This is a genomic window from Candidatus Desulfatibia sp. (assembly GCF_036446775.1).
GTDB lineage: Bacteria > Desulfobacterota > Desulfobacteria > Desulfobacterales > UBA11574 > Desulfatibia_A.
The window spans coordinates 19,294-37,834 of sequence record NZ_JAZFTO010000315.1 but is presented as its reverse complement, the minus strand read 5'-3'; the positions used below and the strand labels follow the sequence as shown (position 1 = coordinate 37,834).

At 46.3% G+C, this 18,541-nt stretch carries 15 protein-coding genes; 8 read left to right on the top strand and 7 right to left on the bottom strand.

Translation table 11 applies throughout. The features are described 5' to 3' along the window. Positions 1-55: 55 nt before the first annotated feature. The 3 genes from V3S16_RS14870 to V3S16_RS14860 are packed head-to-tail and all read left to right on the top strand — an operon-like array spanning position 56 to position 3,586. Entirely contained in the window at positions 56-1,294 is a 1,239-nt protein-coding gene (locus tag V3S16_RS14870; RefSeq protein WP_413886307.1) for an O-antigen ligase family protein, read from the top strand. Between the two features lie 21 nt (positions 1,295-1,315). Beyond that, positions 1,316-2,401, top strand: coding sequence for a SynChlorMet cassette radical SAM/SPASM protein ScmE (gene scmE, locus V3S16_RS14865; protein ID WP_413886305.1), 1,086 nt, complete (start codon positions 1,316-1,318; stop codon positions 2,399-2,401). A 30-nt stretch (positions 2,402-2,431) separates the two neighbouring features. Continuing rightward, positions 2,432-3,586 (top strand): nucleotidyltransferase family protein, encoded by a 1,155-nt coding sequence (locus V3S16_RS14860; RefSeq protein ID WP_413886303.1) that lies wholly within the window; start codon positions 2,432-2,434, stop codon positions 3,584-3,586. Between the two features lie 21 nt (positions 3,587-3,607). Here V3S16_RS14860 and V3S16_RS14855 read toward each other — a convergent pair whose 3' ends face one another. The 5 genes from V3S16_RS14855 to V3S16_RS14835 form a co-directional block, all read right to left on the bottom strand. Further along, positions 3,608-3,931, bottom strand: a complete 324-nt coding sequence (locus tag V3S16_RS14855; RefSeq protein ID WP_413886301.1) for a hypothetical protein — start codon at positions 3,929-3,931, stop codon at positions 3,608-3,610. A 99-nt stretch (positions 3,932-4,030) separates the two neighbouring features. Continuing rightward, positions 4,031-4,942, bottom strand: coding sequence for a hypothetical protein (locus V3S16_RS14850; RefSeq protein ID WP_413886299.1), 912 nt, complete (start codon positions 4,940-4,942; stop codon positions 4,031-4,033). A 3-nt stretch (positions 4,943-4,945) separates the two neighbouring features. Further along, entirely contained in the window at positions 4,946-6,019 is a 1,074-nt protein-coding gene (locus V3S16_RS14845; RefSeq protein WP_413886297.1) for a radical SAM protein, read from the bottom strand. 27 nt (positions 6,020-6,046) lie between these two features. Continuing rightward, positions 6,047-6,331: a PqqD family protein gene (locus V3S16_RS14840; protein ID WP_413886295.1), complete on the bottom strand. Its 285-nt coding sequence runs from the start codon at positions 6,329-6,331 to the stop codon at positions 6,047-6,049. 4 nt (positions 6,332-6,335) lie between these two features. Then, the gene (locus V3S16_RS14835) at positions 6,336-6,761 is read right to left on the bottom strand and encodes a PqqD family protein (RefSeq protein ID WP_413886293.1); all 426 of its coding nucleotides are present in this window, start codon (positions 6,759-6,761) and stop codon (positions 6,336-6,338) included. A gap of 110 nt (positions 6,762-6,871) precedes the next feature. Here V3S16_RS14835 and V3S16_RS14830 point away from each other — a divergent pair, with 110 nt between their 5' ends. Both V3S16_RS14830 and V3S16_RS14825 read left to right on the top strand, forming a co-directional pair. Beyond that, positions 6,872-8,854 (top strand): peptidase U32 family protein, encoded by a 1,983-nt coding sequence (locus tag V3S16_RS14830; RefSeq protein WP_413886291.1) that lies wholly within the window; start codon positions 6,872-6,874, stop codon positions 8,852-8,854. A 349-nt stretch (positions 8,855-9,203) separates the two neighbouring features. Then, entirely contained in the window at positions 9,204-9,641 is a 438-nt protein-coding gene (locus tag V3S16_RS14825; protein ID WP_413886289.1) for a secondary thiamine-phosphate synthase enzyme YjbQ, read from the top strand. A gap of 45 nt (positions 9,642-9,686) precedes the next feature. Here the strand turns inward: V3S16_RS14825 and V3S16_RS14820 are convergent, their stop codons facing one another. Then, positions 9,687-10,100 (bottom strand): hypothetical protein, encoded by a 414-nt coding sequence (locus tag V3S16_RS14820; protein WP_413886288.1) that lies wholly within the window; start codon positions 10,098-10,100, stop codon positions 9,687-9,689. A 711-nt stretch (positions 10,101-10,811) separates the two neighbouring features. Between V3S16_RS14820 and eno the strand changes: the two genes are divergently transcribed. The 3 genes from eno (at position 10,812) to V3S16_RS14805 (ending at position 14,749) form a co-directional block, all read left to right on the top strand. Next, positions 10,812-12,080 carry a phosphopyruvate hydratase gene (gene eno / locus V3S16_RS14815; protein WP_413886286.1) on the top strand — a complete coding sequence of 423 codons (1,269 nt, stop codon included), beginning with the start codon at positions 10,812-10,814 and terminating at the stop codon, positions 12,078-12,080. 73 nt (positions 12,081-12,153) lie between these two features. Continuing rightward, positions 12,154-13,005, top strand: coding sequence for a hypothetical protein (locus V3S16_RS14810; RefSeq protein WP_413886284.1), 852 nt, complete (start codon positions 12,154-12,156; stop codon positions 13,003-13,005). A gap of 100 nt (positions 13,006-13,105) precedes the next feature. Then, a complete protein-coding gene (locus V3S16_RS14805; protein WP_413886282.1) occupies positions 13,106-14,749 on the top strand; it encodes a CTP synthase in 1,644 nt (547 codons plus the stop codon). Here V3S16_RS14805 and V3S16_RS14800 read toward each other — a convergent pair. Beyond that, positions 14,746-18,510 (bottom strand): SIS domain-containing protein, encoded by a 3,765-nt coding sequence (locus V3S16_RS14800; RefSeq protein WP_413886280.1) that lies wholly within the window; start codon positions 18,508-18,510, stop codon positions 14,746-14,748. The two genes, V3S16_RS14805 and V3S16_RS14800, sit on opposite strands and share 4 nt — an antisense overlap. Positions 18,511-18,541 lie beyond the last annotated feature (31 nt).

Genomic DNA, 18,541 nt, shown 5'->3' with positions numbered 1-18,541 from the left:
GGGCCTAATAGCTTTGATAATCTTTGCTGTGGCCTTTATCAACATAGAGTGGGGCTTGTATATCTTAATTTTTTCCATGCTGCTGTCGCCTGAAATCATGGTAGGTACGACCGAGGGGGCCTCTCTCGGAAGAGGTGTAACTGTGCGGCTGGAAGACTTTCTGCTGGTTGTTATCGGTTTCAGTTGGTTTGCCAAAACCGCGGTTCACAAGGAGCTGGGGCTGGTTTTGAAAACGCCATTGAATAAGCCCATTCTTTTTTATATGTTGGCATGCATTATATCAACCGGATTCGGCATCATGGCCGGCAGAGTATCTCCCACAACCGGTTTTTTCTTTGTTGTAAAATATTTTGAATACATGATCGTCTTTTTTATGATAGTCAATCATGTTGCAAACCTGAAGCAGGCAAATCGATTTTTGATATGTTTGTTGCTTACAGGTTTTGTGGTATCGATCATCGGGATGCTGCAGATTCCTGGCGGAGGCAGAGTCTCTGCGCCGTTTGAAGGTGAAGTCGGCGAACCCAACACTATGGGAGGATACCTTGTATTTATAGGGGCAATTACCGCAGGATTGTTTTCAAAGGTTGAAAAATTGTTGTCAAAGCAGTTGCTTGCCGTTCTGATAGTTGCCATTATACCCCCTTTGCTTTTTACGCAGTCCAGAGCTTCTTATCTGGCGTTCATCCCCGCGTGCCTGGTTTTAGGTCTGATGTCTGAAAAGAGGGTTATAATTGTCGGCCTAATGCTTCTTTTTTTAGCATTAAGCCCCCTTTTGCTTCCCTCGACGGTTAAAGAGAGAATCAGTTTTACTTTTACGCAACGCGAACATCCTGGCCAGCAAGTTACTGTAGGTGATGTGAGGTTGGACACTTCCACCTCGGCCAGGTTAAGGAGCTGGCAAGATGCATTGCGTGACTGGACCAAACATCCTGTGTTCGGATACGGCGTTACCGGATACAGGTTCTTAGATGCGCAGTTTCCGAGGGTGCTGGTGGAGACGGGTGTTATCGGATTAACGGCATTTATCTATCTTTTATATTCTATCTTTAAATTAGCAATTATTAATTTAAAGGAACTTAAAACTCCTTATCTTCAAGGACTGACCATCGGTTTTCTGGCCGGTCTCACCGGTCTTCTGTTTCACGCCCTCGGGGCCAACACATTTATAATTGTCCGCATTATGGAGCCTTTCTGGTTTATGGTCGGCATTATTACGGTCCTGCCCCAACTGGAAAAGGCGGAAGTATCAAGTCCTGAACCGGCCAAGCGAGTATCTTTTTCATCATTCTAACCCGAATATTTTATGAAGATAATGAAGACGCCAAGAGCACTGGACCTGGCTATAACAAACAGGTGTAATCTGCGATGTAAGTATTGCAGCCATTTTTCCGGAGCGGGCGATGTGGGCCGGGACCTGCCCGCTGAAGAATGGCTCAAGTTTTTCGAGGAGTTGAATCGATGCGCGGTCCTGCATGTGACTCTTCAGGGCGGAGAGCCTTTTTATCGGGAGGATTTGAGGCAAATTGTAGCAGGGATTGTCAGCAACCGGATGCGGTTCGATATATTAAGTAACGGCACGTTGATTGCGGATGAAACGGCCGCTTTTTTAGCTTCGACCGGGCGCTGCGACGGCGTTCAAGTCTCCATCGACGGCTCCATACCGCTGACCCATGACGCTTTTCGGGGCCGGGGGAATTTCTTCAAAGCAATCGAGGGCATCAAGTGCTTGCAAAGACACGGTGTCTCTGTATCCGTAAGGGTTACCATTCACAGAAAAAATGTCAGAGAGTTGGATAGAATTGCCCGTCTGCTGCTGGAAGATATCGGACTTGATGATTTTTCTACCAATGCGGCGTCATATATGGGACTTTGCCGCCGGAATGCCGAACAGGTCCAACTTACGGTTGAAGAGCGTAGTATGGCGATGGAGGAGCTTTTAAACTTAAGTGAAAAATACAACGGAAGAATCAGCGCCACCGCAGGCCCCTTAGCCGAGGCCGGTAGTTGGAATATGATGGAAGAGGCCCGGCGGACCGGAGAAAAAGATGACTTTGAGGGAGGATATCTTTCAGCTTGCGGCGGACCGATGAATACGATGGCCGTGCGGGCTGACGGAGTACTGGTGCCGTGCATTCAGATGAGCCATATTGAATTGGGGCGCATCAATCGGGATGATCTCAAAACGGTTTGGCAAAAACATCCGGAGCTTAAGCGATTGAGAGGACGCTACAATATTCCTTTGAGCGATTTTGAATTTTGCAAAGGCTGCGAATATATCGACTATTGTACGGGGAACTGTCCGGCCCTGGCATATTTGATTCTGGGAAATGAAAATCATCCAAGTCCCGATGCCTGTCTAAAACGGTTTTTAAAAGCAGGAGGACGACTTCCCGGCTAAGATCAAAGGTCTCACTTTTTGAGAGGATATATGATGGTAGGCTGGTGGGAGATTGTTAAATTTATTCGCTGCGTATCGAGGCGGCATCTTAAGCGGGCTGAGAAGGATTATGTGCGGCACTTTGTTAAGCAGGATGTTCCCTGGGACAATTTAGCGGCGCTGGCGGAACTGGACGGGGTTGCCGGATTTTTTTATTACCACCTGAGAGATCTGGACCTCTGTGATGCTGTTTCGAAAACGGCCTTAAAACGTCTCGAAAACAGATATAATCAGACCAAAGAATATACCCTGGCAGTTATTGCCAACGCCAGGGCACTTGCGGACAAGCTGGAACAGGCCGGATTTACGGTTATGGCCCTGCAGGGCTTAGCCCTTACCAGAATGTACGGCGACATAGGGCTCAGGCCTCTGGGTGATGCGGACTTTATGGTCAAACCGGACCATAAAGAAGGTTTTAAACAATTGTTAGGGCAAGCCGGTTACTATGCGACCAATCCCGCCTATCCGGATATCCTTTACAAGGGTGATTTTATAGTTGACATTCACATCCATATCTTGAATCTGGACCGCATTCATAATAGGCGGTATATCTTTCCGGCCGACCTTACCCCCATGTGGGAAAGGGCCGTACCCTTCTTTGAGCAACAGGATAGTCTCTTACTTCCGGACCCTTTTGACAATGTTGTAGCTTTGGCCGCTCATGCCCTGAAGCACAGCTATTCCCGGCTGATCTGGCTGGTGGATCTGCATGAATGCCTGCTGGAATTAGCCGGCATCCCCGGCGGATGGGGAGAAGTCGTAGAACGAGCCCGATTCTGGCAACAGGAGAGAATTGTACTTTATGCCCTGATTTTGGTGGAGAGAATTTTTGACCTGCAAGTACCCTTGCAGGTCAAGCAGGAGCTGGGAATCAACAGGCTGAGCATCCTGGAAAAACATATCCTGCGTTTGAAGATCCGGGGTTTTTCTTCGGAAGAACTTTGTTATCTCTTGTGGCTTTGCAATTTAGAGGGAACAGGTAATAAACTCAAATTTATCAAAGAGACTGTTTTTCCCAAAGACGAGGTAATGGCTCAGATAATCCAAGATAAATCATGGTCCGGCAAAAGATCAGGTTACTTCAGAAGGGCTGCGGAGATTATCAGCTTAGTAAGTAACGATTTGTACCGGGCGTTTATATTCTGAGACCTTTGCAAAGGTTTCATCTTATCTATTATTATCCCACAGTGGCGCCAGTTCGACACCTGCCACCGGCCGTACTTCCACTTTGGCATTTCGAACCTGCGGTTCCACCAGGCTGACATTTCCCACCTGCCGCCGTAGTTCCAGTCCTACAGTTCCCACCTGCTGCCGTACCTCCCGGCCTACAATCGCCGCCTGCTGCCGCACCTCCTGATTGGCATTTGCTGCCCGCCGTACCTCCTGGTTTGCATTGGCTGCCCGTAGCCGATTGGCCTGGTTTGCATTTCCTGCCCGCCGGGCTACCACCAGGCTTGCAACCTCCTTTTCCTCCTTTTCCTCTTTTAGCATAGGCAACCCCTCCGCCCAGATCTAATAGCCGGGGAGGTTCATATGGAATCCGGGTGGTTTGCTTATCTTCTTTTGAGCCTGTCATTTCATCCTCCAGTTTTAGCCGTCGGCAATAACACTCCACACGTCCCGGCCTGGCAAATAATGAAGATAATTAGTATGTAAATTATGGCATGCTTCAAGAAAAAGGTCAAATAGCAACCTTTTGGCCCGGGGTGAAAGATAGGGGAAAAAAAGAATATAGCGGTTTATGATCATGGAGACGGCTTTTTTCTTTGAGATTTTGTTAATAGAGAGGTTGTCATCTTTGACCAGAAAATATAACCCTTTCACTTCAGCACATATGTCAGGAGTTTCCTTATTAAGAATTTTAAGCCGGCCCATCTGATGATAAGGGGAAGGGAATACGTGATATTTGCCATTGCGCTTGCGGAAAACAGGACTGTCATCCGATATTACGGTGTCGCGCCCGCAGGCGCCGGCCAGGGTACTTTTACCGGCCCCGGAGTCTCCAAAAAAAAGGTGGCCGCCTGCTTTTCTGGTCAATGCCGCGGCATGTACAAAACAGGCCCTTTTTTCTCCCAGAACCTGGGCAAAATAAATCCATAACAGCCGGTGGAGTGGTCGGAACACCCGGGGTCCTGGTTTTAAAAGGTAGATATGTCCAATCGCAGTTTCAGGGCTAAAGAGCAGCAGTCCGTTCATGCAAAATGAACAGATGGTGGTTTCATCGATGAGGAAATCCTTTCTGTACGGCGGGACTTCCCTAAGCCATTGGACCACATCCGGGGTGGACAGCAGCTGTTCAAAAATCGGTTCCCCGTTTGTTTCCTGAACCGGCAACCTGCCGGTTGCTTTTTCTAAGACACTTATTTTGACTGCGGCGCTTTCTCCCCTGTTAGGATGAATAAAATTCCTGAAGTAGTGGTTACACAGAGGTATGGCATTATTTGACCGGCCTGCAAAGATTATATCAATCTTTGTTCCGGCCAGGTTTATAGTTAGTTCCATGTCTCATTTGATATATCTTGATGATGGGAATAGTCCGGATTCATAGTATTGTTGGCACAAAAAATACGGTGCATGCAGATCCTTGGTAAGAGAGTAAGCATTAGCCCGGCAGCCTCCCAGGCACTGAAACTTAAAAATACAGCCTCCGCAGGCTCCTTCAAGCTTGCTGGTTAGGGATTGGCGCAGCTCGTTTAGAATAGGATTGTTTTGCCAGACACTGCCGACCGAATCGTGCGAGAGATTTCCCATGCGCAATTCTTCAACCGTCTGGCCGATGCCGCAGATGGAAAAGTCTCCGTTGGCGAGAATCCCCAGAATATTCAGAATGCGGCATTCATTGAGTCCTCTGCGTTTGATATCTTCAATAGACCTTAACGCCACTGGAAGATCGAAATCAACTTCCATGGTGCCCGGTCGCAACCATTTTTCTTGTACTAATCGGTAAAGTTGGATTAATTCTTCCAATTCCAGATTTTCTTTTTTATCAAAAGCCTCTTTTCCTCTCCCGCAAGGAAGCAGATGATTTATTTTTAAAGAACAGGCCCCCAACTTTTCGCTTAATTGCACCATACCCGGTATCTCATTGAGGTTTTTGCGCTGGAGAGTCATGATAATTTGGAATTGCAAGCCGCTATGGGAAAGATCGTGCAGGCCTTGCAAGGTGCGAGCATAGCTGCCTTTAATTCCTCTAATTTTATTGTGAATTTCTTCCGTGGCTGCATCCAGGCTGACGGAAATCTGCTCCACCCCGGCAGCCTGGAAAGATTTGATCATCTTTTGATCTATCAGGGTCCCGTTTGTTTCGATATAAATGGTTAATTCTTTTGATTTCAAAAATGTGAGTAGTTCATCCAGTTGCCGGTATAAAAGCGGTTCTCCGCCGGTCAGCTTGACACTGTTAAGGCCCAATGCTCCGGCATCTGATATTGTCTTTTTCAGAGGATCCAAGGGGATGCCGTTTTGCTGAAGCTGTGAAAATGCGGGCGAGATCCAACAGTGGGAGCATCTTAGATTACAGCGATCGGTGAGATAAAGATAAAGGCTTGTCAGCGGGTAGCTTATTTCCTGATTAGCCATAAATTCCTTTTTCAAAGGTCTCTCGGGTTAATTGCTTCCCGTATGGAAGACAAAGCTATTCGACAAAAGTTCCAGCAGGAAACTTTCCACATCATTCCGGACCTGTTCGGCGTCCTCATCAGGGTATAGTTCCAGCAGGCGATTGGCTATCTGGTTTAAATCATTTTGACCGTCTATTATCAAAAAGGTCTCTTTGGCGGAGTTGTTCAAGTATTTCAAATTGCCTGAATCCGGATCAAACAAAAAAGCACCGTCATCCTCTTCTCTGAAAACGATGTTGTTATTTTTTATATATCGTTGGGCAGCGTTCATGGTCTTACAGTAGGACCGCTTCTTTTGTTTTTAGGGCAGCTATGAAAGCAAGGCATTCAGCATAGGCCTGTTGGCGGGGGACAAGATATTTCTGATGAACAAATGCGGAGATCTCCCAGGGAGTATTTATGCCGTTACAGTGTTCCCAGATGGTCTTGCCAACCCGGTTCGTGGCGCAAAATGGAATATTTTTTACCTGGTTCTTTTTGTAAAGACGGATTCCGTCTCCATAATGTTCCCAAGTGACGGCAGGGTGCTTTGAGGGTTTGGATCTTACCAGCAAGTCAGTCTCAATATTTGCCAGGAATTGTTTAATTTCTGATTTTGTGGCCCGCACACTTCCCGGTTTTGTCAGCAGGAGACCGGAAAGCATCCCGGACACCATTGAGATGAAACGTCTTCGGTCTGTCGGACTTTTCTTTACAGGCATTTGGTTCCCTCATATTATGTGCGCCGGATACTTATTCCATCTTTGCAATATTCGTAAATACATTATATATAAATATAAATTCGATGAATAAAAGTCAATATAATACCTGTATGAAGCGAGCAACAGAGCCATCCCTAAAACCGTCCATTCTGGCACCGGTTGGAAATAAAGCATCCTTTCTGGCAGCCATGGCGGCCGGGGCCGACGCCGTATATTTGGGACTGAAGCACTTTTCGGCCCGCATGGAAGCTAAGAACTTTTCACTCGAGGAACTGGTATCCCTGGCGCAGATGGCACGTGACAAAGGGATTAAGGTCCATGTGGCATTAAACTCACTGTTAAAGCCCGATGATCTGGATCATGCCGGTCGATTTTTGGAACAATTGAAAAAGCGGGTGAAGCCCGAAGCTATAATCATCCAGGACCTGTCCCTTGTGCAGCTGGCCGGGCAAACAGGTTATGCCGGCCGGCTGCATTTATCGACACTTGCCAATGTAAGCTTTAATGCAGCTTTGAAACTTGTGCGCAAAAAGCTTGATGTGGACCGTATCGTTATCCCCAGGGAGCTTTCCATAGACGAGATAAAGGCCCTGGCCCTGGCCTGTCCAAAGGGGTTGGATCTGGAAGTATTTATCCACGGGGCCCTGTGTTACGGGATTTCCGGAAGGTGCTACTGGAGCAGCTATCTGGGCGGAAAGAGCGGCCTTAGGGGCAGATGCGTTCAGCCCTGCCGCCGGCTTTATTCGCACAACAAGCAGACCGCCAAATTTTTTTCCTGCCAGGATCTCAGCGTAGATGTGCTGGTCAAAATTCTTTTGTCCATTCCGCAGGTGCGGGCCTGGAAGATTGAAGGCCGCAAAAAAGGTCCCCATTATGTTTTTAATACGGTTCAGGCCTACCGGATGTTAAGGGATCAGGGCAGCGATCCTAAAATGAAAAAAGAGGCTCTGCAACTCCTTGCCGGGGCTTTAGGGCGTACTGGAACCCATTATAATTTTTTGCCGCAAAGACCTCAAAGTCCGGTCAAAGTCGACGTACAAACCGGCTCCGGGTTGCTTGTTGGAAACGTAAAAGGGACGAGAGAAAAACCGTTTATTGTTGCCAGAGAGGAACTTTTATGCGGCGATACCCTGCGCATCGGTTATGAGGATGAGCCGTGGCACGGCAAAAGCAGGGTCCGCAGGTTCATTCCTAAAAAAGGGCGTCTGTTTTTAAAAATTGTTTCAAAAAAAAGTCCCGCCACGGGGACTCCGGTATTTTTAACGGACAGACGCGATAAAACGCTTGAGAATATGTTGACGGCGCTTGAAGGTGAGCTTGACAAAATTCCAAAGTCGCAGGTAGATGCTTCAAATTTTTGTGCCAGGCTGCCGCAAAGATCCAGAAAACGATCCTTAGCTTTTGAACTAAAGGTATACCGAAAGATTGGCAACAAAAAGCTCCGGGGACGAACCGGGACCTGGCTGCCGATCAAAAACCCGGCAGGGATACAAAGGGGCCTTGTGTCCAAACTTTGGTGGTGGTTGCCGCCTGTAATCTGGCCTGAAGCTGAGACCAAAATAAAGGGGGTTGTCGATTTTGTCCTTAAAAAGGGGGGACGGAATTTTGTCCTTAATTCCCCCTGGCAGATAGCGCTTTTTACCGGGGCCAAAGGTTTAAATCTCTGGGCCGGTCCGTTTTGCAATATCACCAATCCTCTCGCGGTTAGCAGCCTGGTATCTCTGGGATTTAACGGGGTCATCGTCAGTCCGGAACTGGGACGGGAAGATTATTTATTACTGCCCAAGCACAGCCCCCTGCCGGTAGGTATCGTTACAGCCGGCAACTGGCCTTTATGCGTATCGCGCACACTTGTGGAAAATTTGAAAACCAAGCAACCGTTTACCAGCCCCAAGGGCGAGCAAGCCTGGGTTCGACAATATGGTTCAGACTATTGGATGTTCCCCAACTGGGAACTGGACATCAGGGCCCAGCAGGATTTATTAATGAAAGCAGGTTACAGTCTGTTTGTACATCTGATTGAACCCTTACCCAGGGGAGTGAAAATGAAAAAAAGGCCCGGACTTTGGAATTGGAACTTAAACCTTCTCTAAAAGGCAGTAACCGTTCACGGGTTCAAAGGTTCAGGGTTCAGAGGTTCAACGAATAAAGACAACGTTAAATCCCACCAGTGGCGGGAAACCTGTGAACGCATGAAAAAGACAACCCTAAACCTCGCCTGCCGTCGGTCGGGCAGTGGTGAACTCTGATTCTGTGAACCCAACAGAAAGGTAACCCTGAACGTTGAACGCTGAACCTGTGAACGCATACAAAAGGCATTTGACAGGATATACAGGATGGACTGGATATGTTTAAAAAATAGCATCTTGTAAATCAGGTTTAGCCTGTCAATAAAAGCCGGCTTTAGACGGGCTGGTATATCAGAATGTATGGAGGATAATTATGAAACCGGGATCAATGTTTTTTGAATCCATAGAAGTTAGATTGAAAACCGGGCCGGACATTTACGACATTACACCAAAGCTCGGTCGCTTGATAAAAGAGGTTAATATTGAAAACGGCTCTCTTTGTGCTACAATAATAGGTTCCACCGGATCTATAACCACCATTGAATTCGAGCCCGGGGTGGTGGAAGATCTGAAACAGGCCGTAAACAGACTGGCCCCGCCCGGCATGGAGTACGAACATGAAAAGGCGTGGCATGACGGTAACGGACACAGTCATGTTCAGGCCGCCCTGCTGGGTCCGTCCATTACATTGCCGATCAGGAACGGACAACTGAAACTGGGGACCTGGCAGCAGGTGGTAGCCATCAACCACGACAACCGCGCGCGGACCAGGAGCATTGAGGTAACTATCACCGGAACACACAAGTCTTAGACCATGAGAAATCCGGGACAATAGGCACTTTCCGGTTTAGCCGCGTTAGCTCTTCTTCTTATCAGTTTCTTGTTTGAGTTTTTTTTCCAGTTCGGCGAAAAGAGTTTTTTGCTTTTTTGCCTGTTTTGCCTGGAAAGACTCTATTTTTTTAGTAAAATTCTTTTTGGAGTTCTGGAATTTCTTAAGCTCTTCTTCCAGGGTGCTTACTTTATCGCCTTTGGGGATGTCTTCTATCTTTAAGTGGTTCTTTATAAAGAGCCTGGTTCCATATGCACCTTCAACTACCTCTATGATGCCCGTTTCTTTCAGTTTATTGCATATGAAATTTCCTTGTTCCAAGGAAAAGGATAAGGCTTGGCAAACCTCGTCGATAGAAGGGGGTGCTTTTTTCTGGTGGGTAAGAACCCGGATTGCCGCCACGACTAGATGGGTATTGGAATATAAATCAGTATTTTGCATAATAACCCTTATAACTTGTCTAAGACAGGCGCGGTGCTTGACATAAGATAATCAGCAGAGTAACATTTATCGCCGATTTGTCAAGTTACACAATTGCTGCCGCGATTCTATAAAAAGCGGCAGAGCCGCTCTAACAACAGGAAATTTCTATATAATATGTAACCGTTCACAGGTTCAGAGGTTCAGGGTTCAAAGGTTCAGAAATTTGAACCGTTAATTGAGAGTTCTGAATAGAGAAGGTATGAGAATAGAACGAGGGGAGCATATGTCATACCCCCCTAAATTTGAAGATATTGAGGCATGGCAGTTGGCCTGGGAGTTAACTCGCAAGGTCTAGGGACTGACAAAGAAGGCCAAATTTACTCGTGATTTCGGGTTGAAGAAGCAAATCCAGGATGAGCAGGCTCATCTAAAGGGTTCATAGGTTCAGCCGCCTGCGCTGAAGCTACGTCGTGCCAAGAGGTTCGGGGCTAATTAGTAAAGGTTAACAACGAAAAAGCAACCCGACTCGGCTGAGCTCGTCGCAGGCTGAACTTCTGAACCCCGAACCTGTGAACGCTTACGAAAGGTAACCCTGAACGGTGAACTCTGAACCTGTGAACGCCTAGTGATTTGCCACCCGGACAAATTTGTCACGAGAAAATTGGATAGAACCGCAATGTCAGATCGTGTATAAATCTTAATTGTTTGTGTAAAAAAAGGGAGGAAACCATGACTGAAATCGTTGATATCACTGCAAGAGAAATACTCGATTCAAGAGGCAATCCTACGGTTGAGGTGGATGTCATTGTTGCCTGCGGTGCCGTTGGACGGGCTGCCGTCCCTTCGGGTGCTTCCACCGGCAAACGTGAAGCCTTAGAGCTTCGAGATAAGCGCTCGAAGCGCTACGGCGGCAAAGGTGTCGCAACTGCGGTAAAAAACGTACGAGAAAAAATTGCTCCTGCTGTACATGGTATGGATGCTGCCGATCAAATAGATTTAGACAAATTTATGATTGAGCTGGATGGTTCATCAAACAAGTCAAAACTTGGAGCCAATGCCATCTTAGGCGTTTCAATGGCAGCTGCCAGAGCCGCTTCAGCAGCATATGGATTGCCCCTTTACAAATATTTAGGAGGGATAAATGCCAGATGCCTTCCCCTTCCCATGATAAATATTATCAACGGCGGTGCCCATGCCGCCAACAATTTGGACATACAGGAGTTCATGATCATACCCGTTGGCGCTGAGTCAATTAAAGAGGCTGTACAGATGGGAGCGGAAACGTTTCACAGTTTAAAGAAGCTGCTGAAGGACAAAGGGCTCAATACTGCCGTTGGTGATGAAGGCGGATTTGCACCTGACCTTGAATCCAACGAGGCGGCCATAAAATTTATCATTAACGCAATTAAATCTGCCGGATACAAACCCGGCAGCGATATTGGTATTGGTTTGGATTCTGCTGCCAGCGAGTTTTACAAAAATAAAAAGTATATTCTAAAATCGGAAAATAGAAAGCTTACAGCCGAAAAAATGATTGATTATTATGAGGAATTAATCGATAAATACCCTATCATTTCTATTGAGGATGGTCTTGCCGAGCAGGATTGGAACGGCTGGGGTTTGATGACCGACCGGCTGGAAGGGTCTATCCAGATCGTTGGTGATGATATCTTTGTTACCAATCCTAAGATATTCGCTAAAGGGATTGAGGAGGGCATAGCAAACTCCATCCTGATCAAACTGAATCAGATCGGAACAGTTACGGAAACATTGGATGCCATCGAAATGGCAAAGCAATCCGGTTACACGACGGTAATCTCCCACAGATCCGGCGAAACCGAGGATTCCTTTATTGCTGATTTGGTGGTCGGTGTAAACGGTGGCCAGATAAAGGCGGGCTCCATGTCACGCAGCGACCGTGTTGCCAAATACAACCAACTTATCAGAATTGAAGAGGAGCTCGGCAAGGGCGCCATGTTTGCCGAGGAGATATTATAACCTAAAATTGGAATGATTCTGATAAAAGATCCATGATGCAGGAGCTGTATATCCTGAATCCAACAGCTACCATATGCAAAAACACTTTAAAAAAATCCCTTTATTTTTTGTAGTCATTGTAATCTTTACCTATGTTTATCCGCAGGCTGAGGCCTATGTACTCCAGGGCTCCCACCTACTGGAGTTAATGTTCCAAAATTTAGGTAAATCAAAAAGACTTTTGATTTCTCAAAAGCTTATCCTTTATGATAATAGCCGTCAAGGCGGCCTGGAGTTTAATGAAACCTTAAAGTATATCTTTCCGGAAACTTTCCGCTCGGATATTATTTCTGAAAGCGTTCAAAGGATTCATGTGTTGTCAAAGGGTGAGGCCTTAACGGTTATTGACGGTAAGGCTGTCGCTGCATCTGAAGCCCTCTATGACCGGTATAAGGATATTTTTCTTTACAACTCCAGGATACTGCTTGAAGACAAATTGTACCTCCATGGAGTGGATGTAGATGTTTCAAGCCTGGGACGTTTTCAAGGACGACCCGTCTATGTGCTGGGGGCCCAATATCCGGATGAAACGGTTCCTCAGATATGGCTGACTAAAGATACATTCAGGCCCTTACGCTGGATATTAACCGGCAAAACTGCCGCAAACCGTGAAGACGCCCTGGAAGTTCGCTACCTTGATTGGCAGCTATTGAATAAAATGTGGTATCCGATGCGGGTTGAATTTTACCGCGATGACATTTTGGTGCGCGAAATTAGGGTCCAAAACATCGAAACGAAACCAGCTTTTTCTGAGGATCTTTTTGACATTGATCATCTTAAATCGATCTATTTGCCGGATGCTTCTCAAAGATCGGAGCAGGACGCTGAAAAGGATCTGAATGAGGTTCAAAAGACGATTGAAGAATTTAAGAAAATATACGAATAGAATCGCTTCGCGATTTTATATGACGTCCCGCTTAAAGCGGGGCTATTAAAAATGATTTTTTTTCAAAGGTCTTTTAAAATCGGGCAATACCGAGATGCATATGGCTTCTAATACCAAATTTATCTTTGTTACAGGCGGTGTACTTTCTTCCCTTGGCAAGGGGCTTGCTTCAGCAGCCATTGGATCACTGCTCGAGAGCCGCGGGCTTACGGTAACGATTCAGAAGCTTGATCCATACATTAATGTTGACCCCGGAACCATGAATCCCTTCCAGCACGGTGAGGTCTATGTGTTAGACGACGGTGCCGAAACCGATCTGGATCTCGGACATTATGAGCGCTTCACGCATGCTAAAGTTGGACGGAACAACAATTTTACCACCGGGAAAATATACCATTCCGTCATCAGCAAAGAGCGCCGGGGAGATTATCTGGGGGGAACGGTCCAGGTAATTCCGCACATTACCGACGAGATTAAAAACAGTATTAAGCTTGTAGCTGACGGCGTCGATGTAGTCATTGTGGAAATCGGCGGAACCATTGGCGATATAGAAAGCTTACCCTTTCTGGAAGCAATCCGTCAATTCAAGGCTGATGCGGGCAAGGATAATGTTTTGTATATTCATCTTACGCTGGTTCCCTATATTGCCACTGCCGGCGAGGTTAAGACAAAGCCGACGCAGCACAGTGTAAAAGAGCTCCGGAGTATTGGTATTCAGCCGGATATCCTTCTTTGCAGGACTGACAGGTACCTGTCGCATGAGATCAAGTCCAAAATAGCCCTTTTTTGTAATGTCAGCGTGGATGCGGTGATTACGGCCAAAGATGTGGAATGTATCTACGAGGTCCCGCTGGTGTTTCACAAGGAGGGACTCGATAATAAGATTGTAGAACTCCTCAATATTTGGACGAGGGCACCTGTGCTTGAAGAGTGGGAAAAGCTTGTTCAAAGTGTGAAAGCACCCAAATATTCCGTTAACATCGCCGTGGTTGGAAAGTACGTTGACCTGACAGACTCTTATAAGAGTTTAAATGAAGCATTAGTCCATGGCGGTATTGCCAACGATTCCCGGGTGAATATAACCTTTGTTGATTCAGAGACAATTGACGATCAAAGTTGCAGTCAGCTGCTTGTTGATGCCGCCGGCATACTTGTGCCGGGCGGGTTCGGAGCCCGCGGCGTTGAAGGAAAAATATGTGCCACAAAATATGCCAGGGTAAGCAAGATTCCATTTTTTGGCATATGCCTTGGAATGCAAATTGCAGTTGCCGAATTTGCACGCAACGTCGCCGGTATGTCCGGTGCTCACAGCCAGGAGTTTGATGTTGATACGCCTTATCCTGTTATATATCTAATGGTTGAATGGTATGATGATAAAAGCGGAACCATCCAAAGGCGGGATGTCAGTTCAGACAAGGGCGGTACCATGCGCCTGGGCGCCTATCCCTGTATTATCAAAAAGGAGACCTTTGCTTACCAGGCCTATGGTGCTACAGAAATTTCAGAACGGCACCGTCACAGATATGAGTTCAACAATGCTTATAAAGAAGTGCTCGAAGAGAAAGGGCTTGTTATCAGCGGTACTTCGCCTAACGGCGAGCTGGTAGAAATGATCGAAGTAAAGGACCATCCCTGGTTTTTGGGCTGTCAATTCCATCCGGAATTTAAATCCCGGCCCATGGATCCCCATCCGCTGTTCAGGGAGTTTATCCGGGCATCACTGGAGCATGCAGCAACCGGTTAGGGGTGCGCAGGGCCGTTTATTCTGGAGACTATATATTCCCCGATCTTTTCGGCCGATATTCCAAAAAGATTATGTATTTCAACAAGTTCAAGATGCTGATCATCCCATATGATGCTGTTTTCCTGAACAATATTTTTGATACGCTCATACTTGCCGCCCAGAGCCTTTATCTTAACCGCGAGGGGAACATTTTCCTTAAAAGCAATCGTTAACAAGAGGATATATTCGATCATGTTGGCCTTGGCAGGAGCGGCGGAGATTATCGGAATAACGATAATACTGCGATCGTCTTTACGACCTTTACCGATATAGACGTTGCCTTCCCGCACAATGATTCTTTTGGTGCCTTTGAGTATATTGTCTGTTTCCACCCGGGAAGGAATCGGTGCCAGCACGCCTGCTTTCTTGACAATCTCAATAGTGGTTTCTTCGGTAAGCTCACCCAGAAGGTTTAAACCGTCGATTCTGTAAAAGATGGCGCCGTTGATACGGTCGACGATTTGCTGCATATTTTTAAGGACGAGAATATTTCTGTTGATAAGCTGGGAAGTGCTCATATTATATACGGCCAATGTGTCAAACAGTATGCCCTCGACTTTTTCACTGATGCGGCTCGTTCCGACAGTGACGGTTTTAGCCTGGTGTTTGATGGCATCTATGGGGCGGGACAGGCAGTTGATCGATTCCCCCAGACACTCGAGCAGGGCCTCAAGCATGTTCAGCGCCGTACCCTTTTTGCCGAAGTCGATTTCAAAATCAGCCACAGGCAGCCTGCCGGCCAGATATTTAAGCAGCAGGGTTAGATCTGAAGCCGCTTCAAGACCCATGGCGGTTGGAAAATTGTTTTGGGATTTTTTCCTTCTGAATTCCTTGTAGAAAGATGCGATTTTTTCTCTGAATGATTTTTCTAAAATTAGTTCGTATACATCCAGGCCCCTGGCGGCATAGTCGTCGATGGTCCCCTGGACATCTTGTTGGAATTCGTATAGAAAGTTTGACCCTCCGTTGATGGCCAGAGCAGCATAATATCCCCAGATATGACCCACCAGTGTGTTAAGAATCGGTGCAAGATGCTCGCTGACAACCGGGACGTGAAATACGTCTGCGGCATAGGGATCAAACCGGTTTTCTCCCTCGTCGGCGATAACTACCGGTGTGGCTTTGTGTGCCTGAAAGATAGCGGTGTCTTTGATGATGTCACCAATGACATTACTCCTTGTCCCGGCAGCGCAGACAATGATCAACGGCTCTGATGAAAGATCAATATGCTTTTTATCTTCAACGAAGTCCGATGAGATCGTTTTGTAGCAAAGTTCACTCAGCTTAATTCTGATTTCATCTGCCGAGGCCTTATTGGGACCGCTGCCTACGGCCGCCCAGTAAGTCTTGGTGACAGCCAGCCGCCGGGCCGAGTCTTCAATGCTGCTGAGCATTGTCAGGATTTTTTTCATATGCACGGGAAGTTCAAGCAGCTGCTTGATTTCCGCAGTTATAAAGCCGTTATTTCTGAGGCCAAGCAAAGCGGCAATCTTGAGACCCAGGACCGCGCCGGCCACAATCTGGGAATAGAATGCTTTTGTGGACGCCACCGACATTTCAATATCCCGCCCGCTAGAGGTATACATGACACCGTCCACTTTAAAAGTAATATCCGAGTCTCTGCGGTTAACGATGGCCAGGGTGTGGGCCCCCCGTTCTTTAACCATTTCCACGGTGCGATTTGTATCCGTTGTGGTACCGGACTGGCTGATGGCAATTACCAGGGCATCGGCCATGCTGGCGGCATCATCTTGTTCATTAAGCTTAAATCCACTGAGTTCCGAAGCTTTGAGCGCATCGATATTAAAGGATGAACCATGCAAGTAATAGTTAAAAATATTAGCGCATGCCAGCGCCGCGATGCCGGCAGTCCCCTGCCCGATAAAATAAATTCGTCGAATCTTTTTGCTTGTTAGTGCGTTTTGCAAAACTTGAGGGAATGTTTTTTCATCAAGAGTGATGACATATTGGTTATCCTGGTTGATTCTCCAGCGGTTCATAAGGGTTTTTTCAACCGAAAGCGGCGATTCCGAAATTTCTTTTAGAAAATAATGCGGATATTCCTGACGATCGATATCTCTTGACGTGATTGCGGTATGCTTGATATCTTCTTTTCCATGCTCCAGCGGGGTTTGGTCATAAAACATGGCTTTAATGCCGTCAATCCCTCCGGTGGATTCCTGGTCTAAAATAAAAATCTGTCCCTGGATTTTACCGTTGAGCCCTTCTACTTCCTTTTCTCCGTCCATCTTAATAAAAGAGGATGTCTCTTCAACAAATCCGTATACTTCGGAAGACAGTATATAATGATCGGCGGCAATACCTATAAAAATGGCTTGACCGCTGCCTTTCTGGGCCAAAAACAGCTTGCCGGGGGCCAGGGCGGTATGCATGGATATGGCATGGGAGCCCTTGAAATCATTGACGGCCAGACGAAAGGCTTCTTCTACTGTGTGACCCATTTGAATATACTTATCGATCTGAAGCGGAATTATCTTGGTATCGGTGGTAATATCTTCAGGGATGTAAACGTCTTGGCTTTCAAGTTCTTTTTGTAATTCCTGATAATTATCGATATCTCCGTTCAGGCAGACATGCATGATGCCGCTTTTTTCAGCAACGCCCTTGATGGTTTTGTTGTCGACGGGATGACAGTTTGGTTCGGTGATAGCCCCTACTGAAGCCCAACGGGTATGGGCCGAAACCGTATGATATTGGTGGGAAAAGGTGACCAGCGTCTGCAGAATATTATCTTGTCTGATCTGCTTGCGCAGAAAATTGACATTATCTCCAAGGCTGCCGATTTCTGCGGCTATTTTGTATGTCAAAGCCAGCGTAACGAGATTTTGCCCACTTGGATCGGTAGTTTTATGCATACTGATATCCCGGTTAACCAGAATATCTTCTGTGGAGCGTTCTTTGAACTGCTCAAAAAGATTTTTCGCTTTTATGGTTTGATTAAATCTTTCATATTCGGCACCATCAAGTATAAACATCAGGGAGATACCGGCAGAATCGCGGCCCCTTACCTCCAGACGGTCGATACTGTTCAGCACGGCATTAATCTGTTTGAAGATTTTTATGCAAAAAGGATCGGGCTGGTTTTTTGTATTGAAAAGATTTTTTATTTTTTTAATATTCTCGATGATCTCGTTGGTCAGGCACCAGCGAATATCTCTTAAATCATCAATGCGTCGGGATAGAGTGTCGACCTCATCAATTTCAAGATGTCCCATTTGATCGCTGAGAAGTTTTGCTTCAGTGTCAACGATTGCAGCCAGGCGCTCGGAAAATTCGGCAAGTTCATTTTGAGTTTTTTTGCTTATGAAAACATTGCAAAAATATTTATCTGTTTTTAAAGAGCGGACCGATTGCAAAAGGGATTCAATCAGCGCTTTACCGCCCAGATAAAAGTTATCAAAACTTAAATTATTTTTTTTGCAGCTGGTAAATTTGTGGGAATCGATTTTTTTTAATATTACATTCAAAGATTCCAAAGCGACATGATCATCTTTGTTCTTTGTGTGTTTATAGGAAACGATTCCGGTAAGACCGCAGCTGAGAATGTTATCACGACACGGGAAGAAAATTATGCTTCGGGCTGGAACACTTGACAAGTGTTTCCCGAAATAGATCTCAGAGCGCAAACGGCAAAGAGTTCGGGCATGGAGTACTTTTAAGATTCTCCGTATCTTTGCTTGAATTATTAAGAGTAATTTCATTCTGGCATGTTCCTTCGTACGAAAAATAATA

What these genes read in the sequence shown, in the direction of transcription:
- scmE (WP_413886305.1), top strand. Translation starts at nt 1,316, where the DNA reads ATGAAGACGCCAAGAGCACTGGACCTGGCTATAACAAACAGGTGTAAT.
- V3S16_RS14800 (WP_413886280.1), bottom strand. Translation starts at nt 18,510, where the DNA reads ATGAAATTACTCTTAATAATTCAAGCAAAGATACGGAGAATCTTAAAA.
- V3S16_RS14840 (WP_413886295.1), bottom strand. Translation starts at nt 6,331, where the DNA reads ATGAACGCTGCCCAACGATATATAAAAAATAACAACATCGTTTTCAGA.
- V3S16_RS14860 (WP_413886303.1), top strand. Translation starts at nt 2,432, where the DNA reads ATGATGGTAGGCTGGTGGGAGATTGTTAAATTTATTCGCTGCGTATCG.
- V3S16_RS14820 (WP_413886288.1), bottom strand. Translation starts at nt 10,100, where the DNA reads ATGCAAAATACTGATTTATATTCCAATACCCATCTAGTCGTGGCGGCA.
- V3S16_RS14835 (WP_413886293.1), bottom strand. Translation starts at nt 6,761, where the DNA reads ATGCCTGTAAAGAAAAGTCCGACAGACCGAAGACGTTTCATCTCAATG.
- V3S16_RS14805 (WP_413886282.1), top strand. Translation starts at nt 13,106, where the DNA reads ATGGCTTCTAATACCAAATTTATCTTTGTTACAGGCGGTGTACTTTCT.
- V3S16_RS14810 (WP_413886284.1), top strand. Translation starts at nt 12,154, where the DNA reads ATGCAAAAACACTTTAAAAAAATCCCTTTATTTTTTGTAGTCATTGTA.
- V3S16_RS14845 (WP_413886297.1), bottom strand. Translation starts at nt 6,019, where the DNA reads ATGGCTAATCAGGAAATAAGCTACCCGCTGACAAGCCTTTATCTTTAT.
- V3S16_RS14855 (WP_413886301.1), bottom strand. Translation starts at nt 3,931, where the DNA reads ATGCTAAAAGAGGAAAAGGAGGAAAAGGAGGTTGCAAGCCTGGTGGTA.
- V3S16_RS14825 (WP_413886289.1), top strand. Translation starts at nt 9,204, where the DNA reads ATGAAACCGGGATCAATGTTTTTTGAATCCATAGAAGTTAGATTGAAA.
- eno (WP_413886286.1), top strand. Translation starts at nt 10,812, where the DNA reads ATGACTGAAATCGTTGATATCACTGCAAGAGAAATACTCGATTCAAGA.
- V3S16_RS14830 (WP_413886291.1), top strand. Translation starts at nt 6,872, where the DNA reads ATGAAGCGAGCAACAGAGCCATCCCTAAAACCGTCCATTCTGGCACCG.
- V3S16_RS14850 (WP_413886299.1), bottom strand. Translation starts at nt 4,942, where the DNA reads ATGGAACTAACTATAAACCTGGCCGGAACAAAGATTGATATAATCTTT.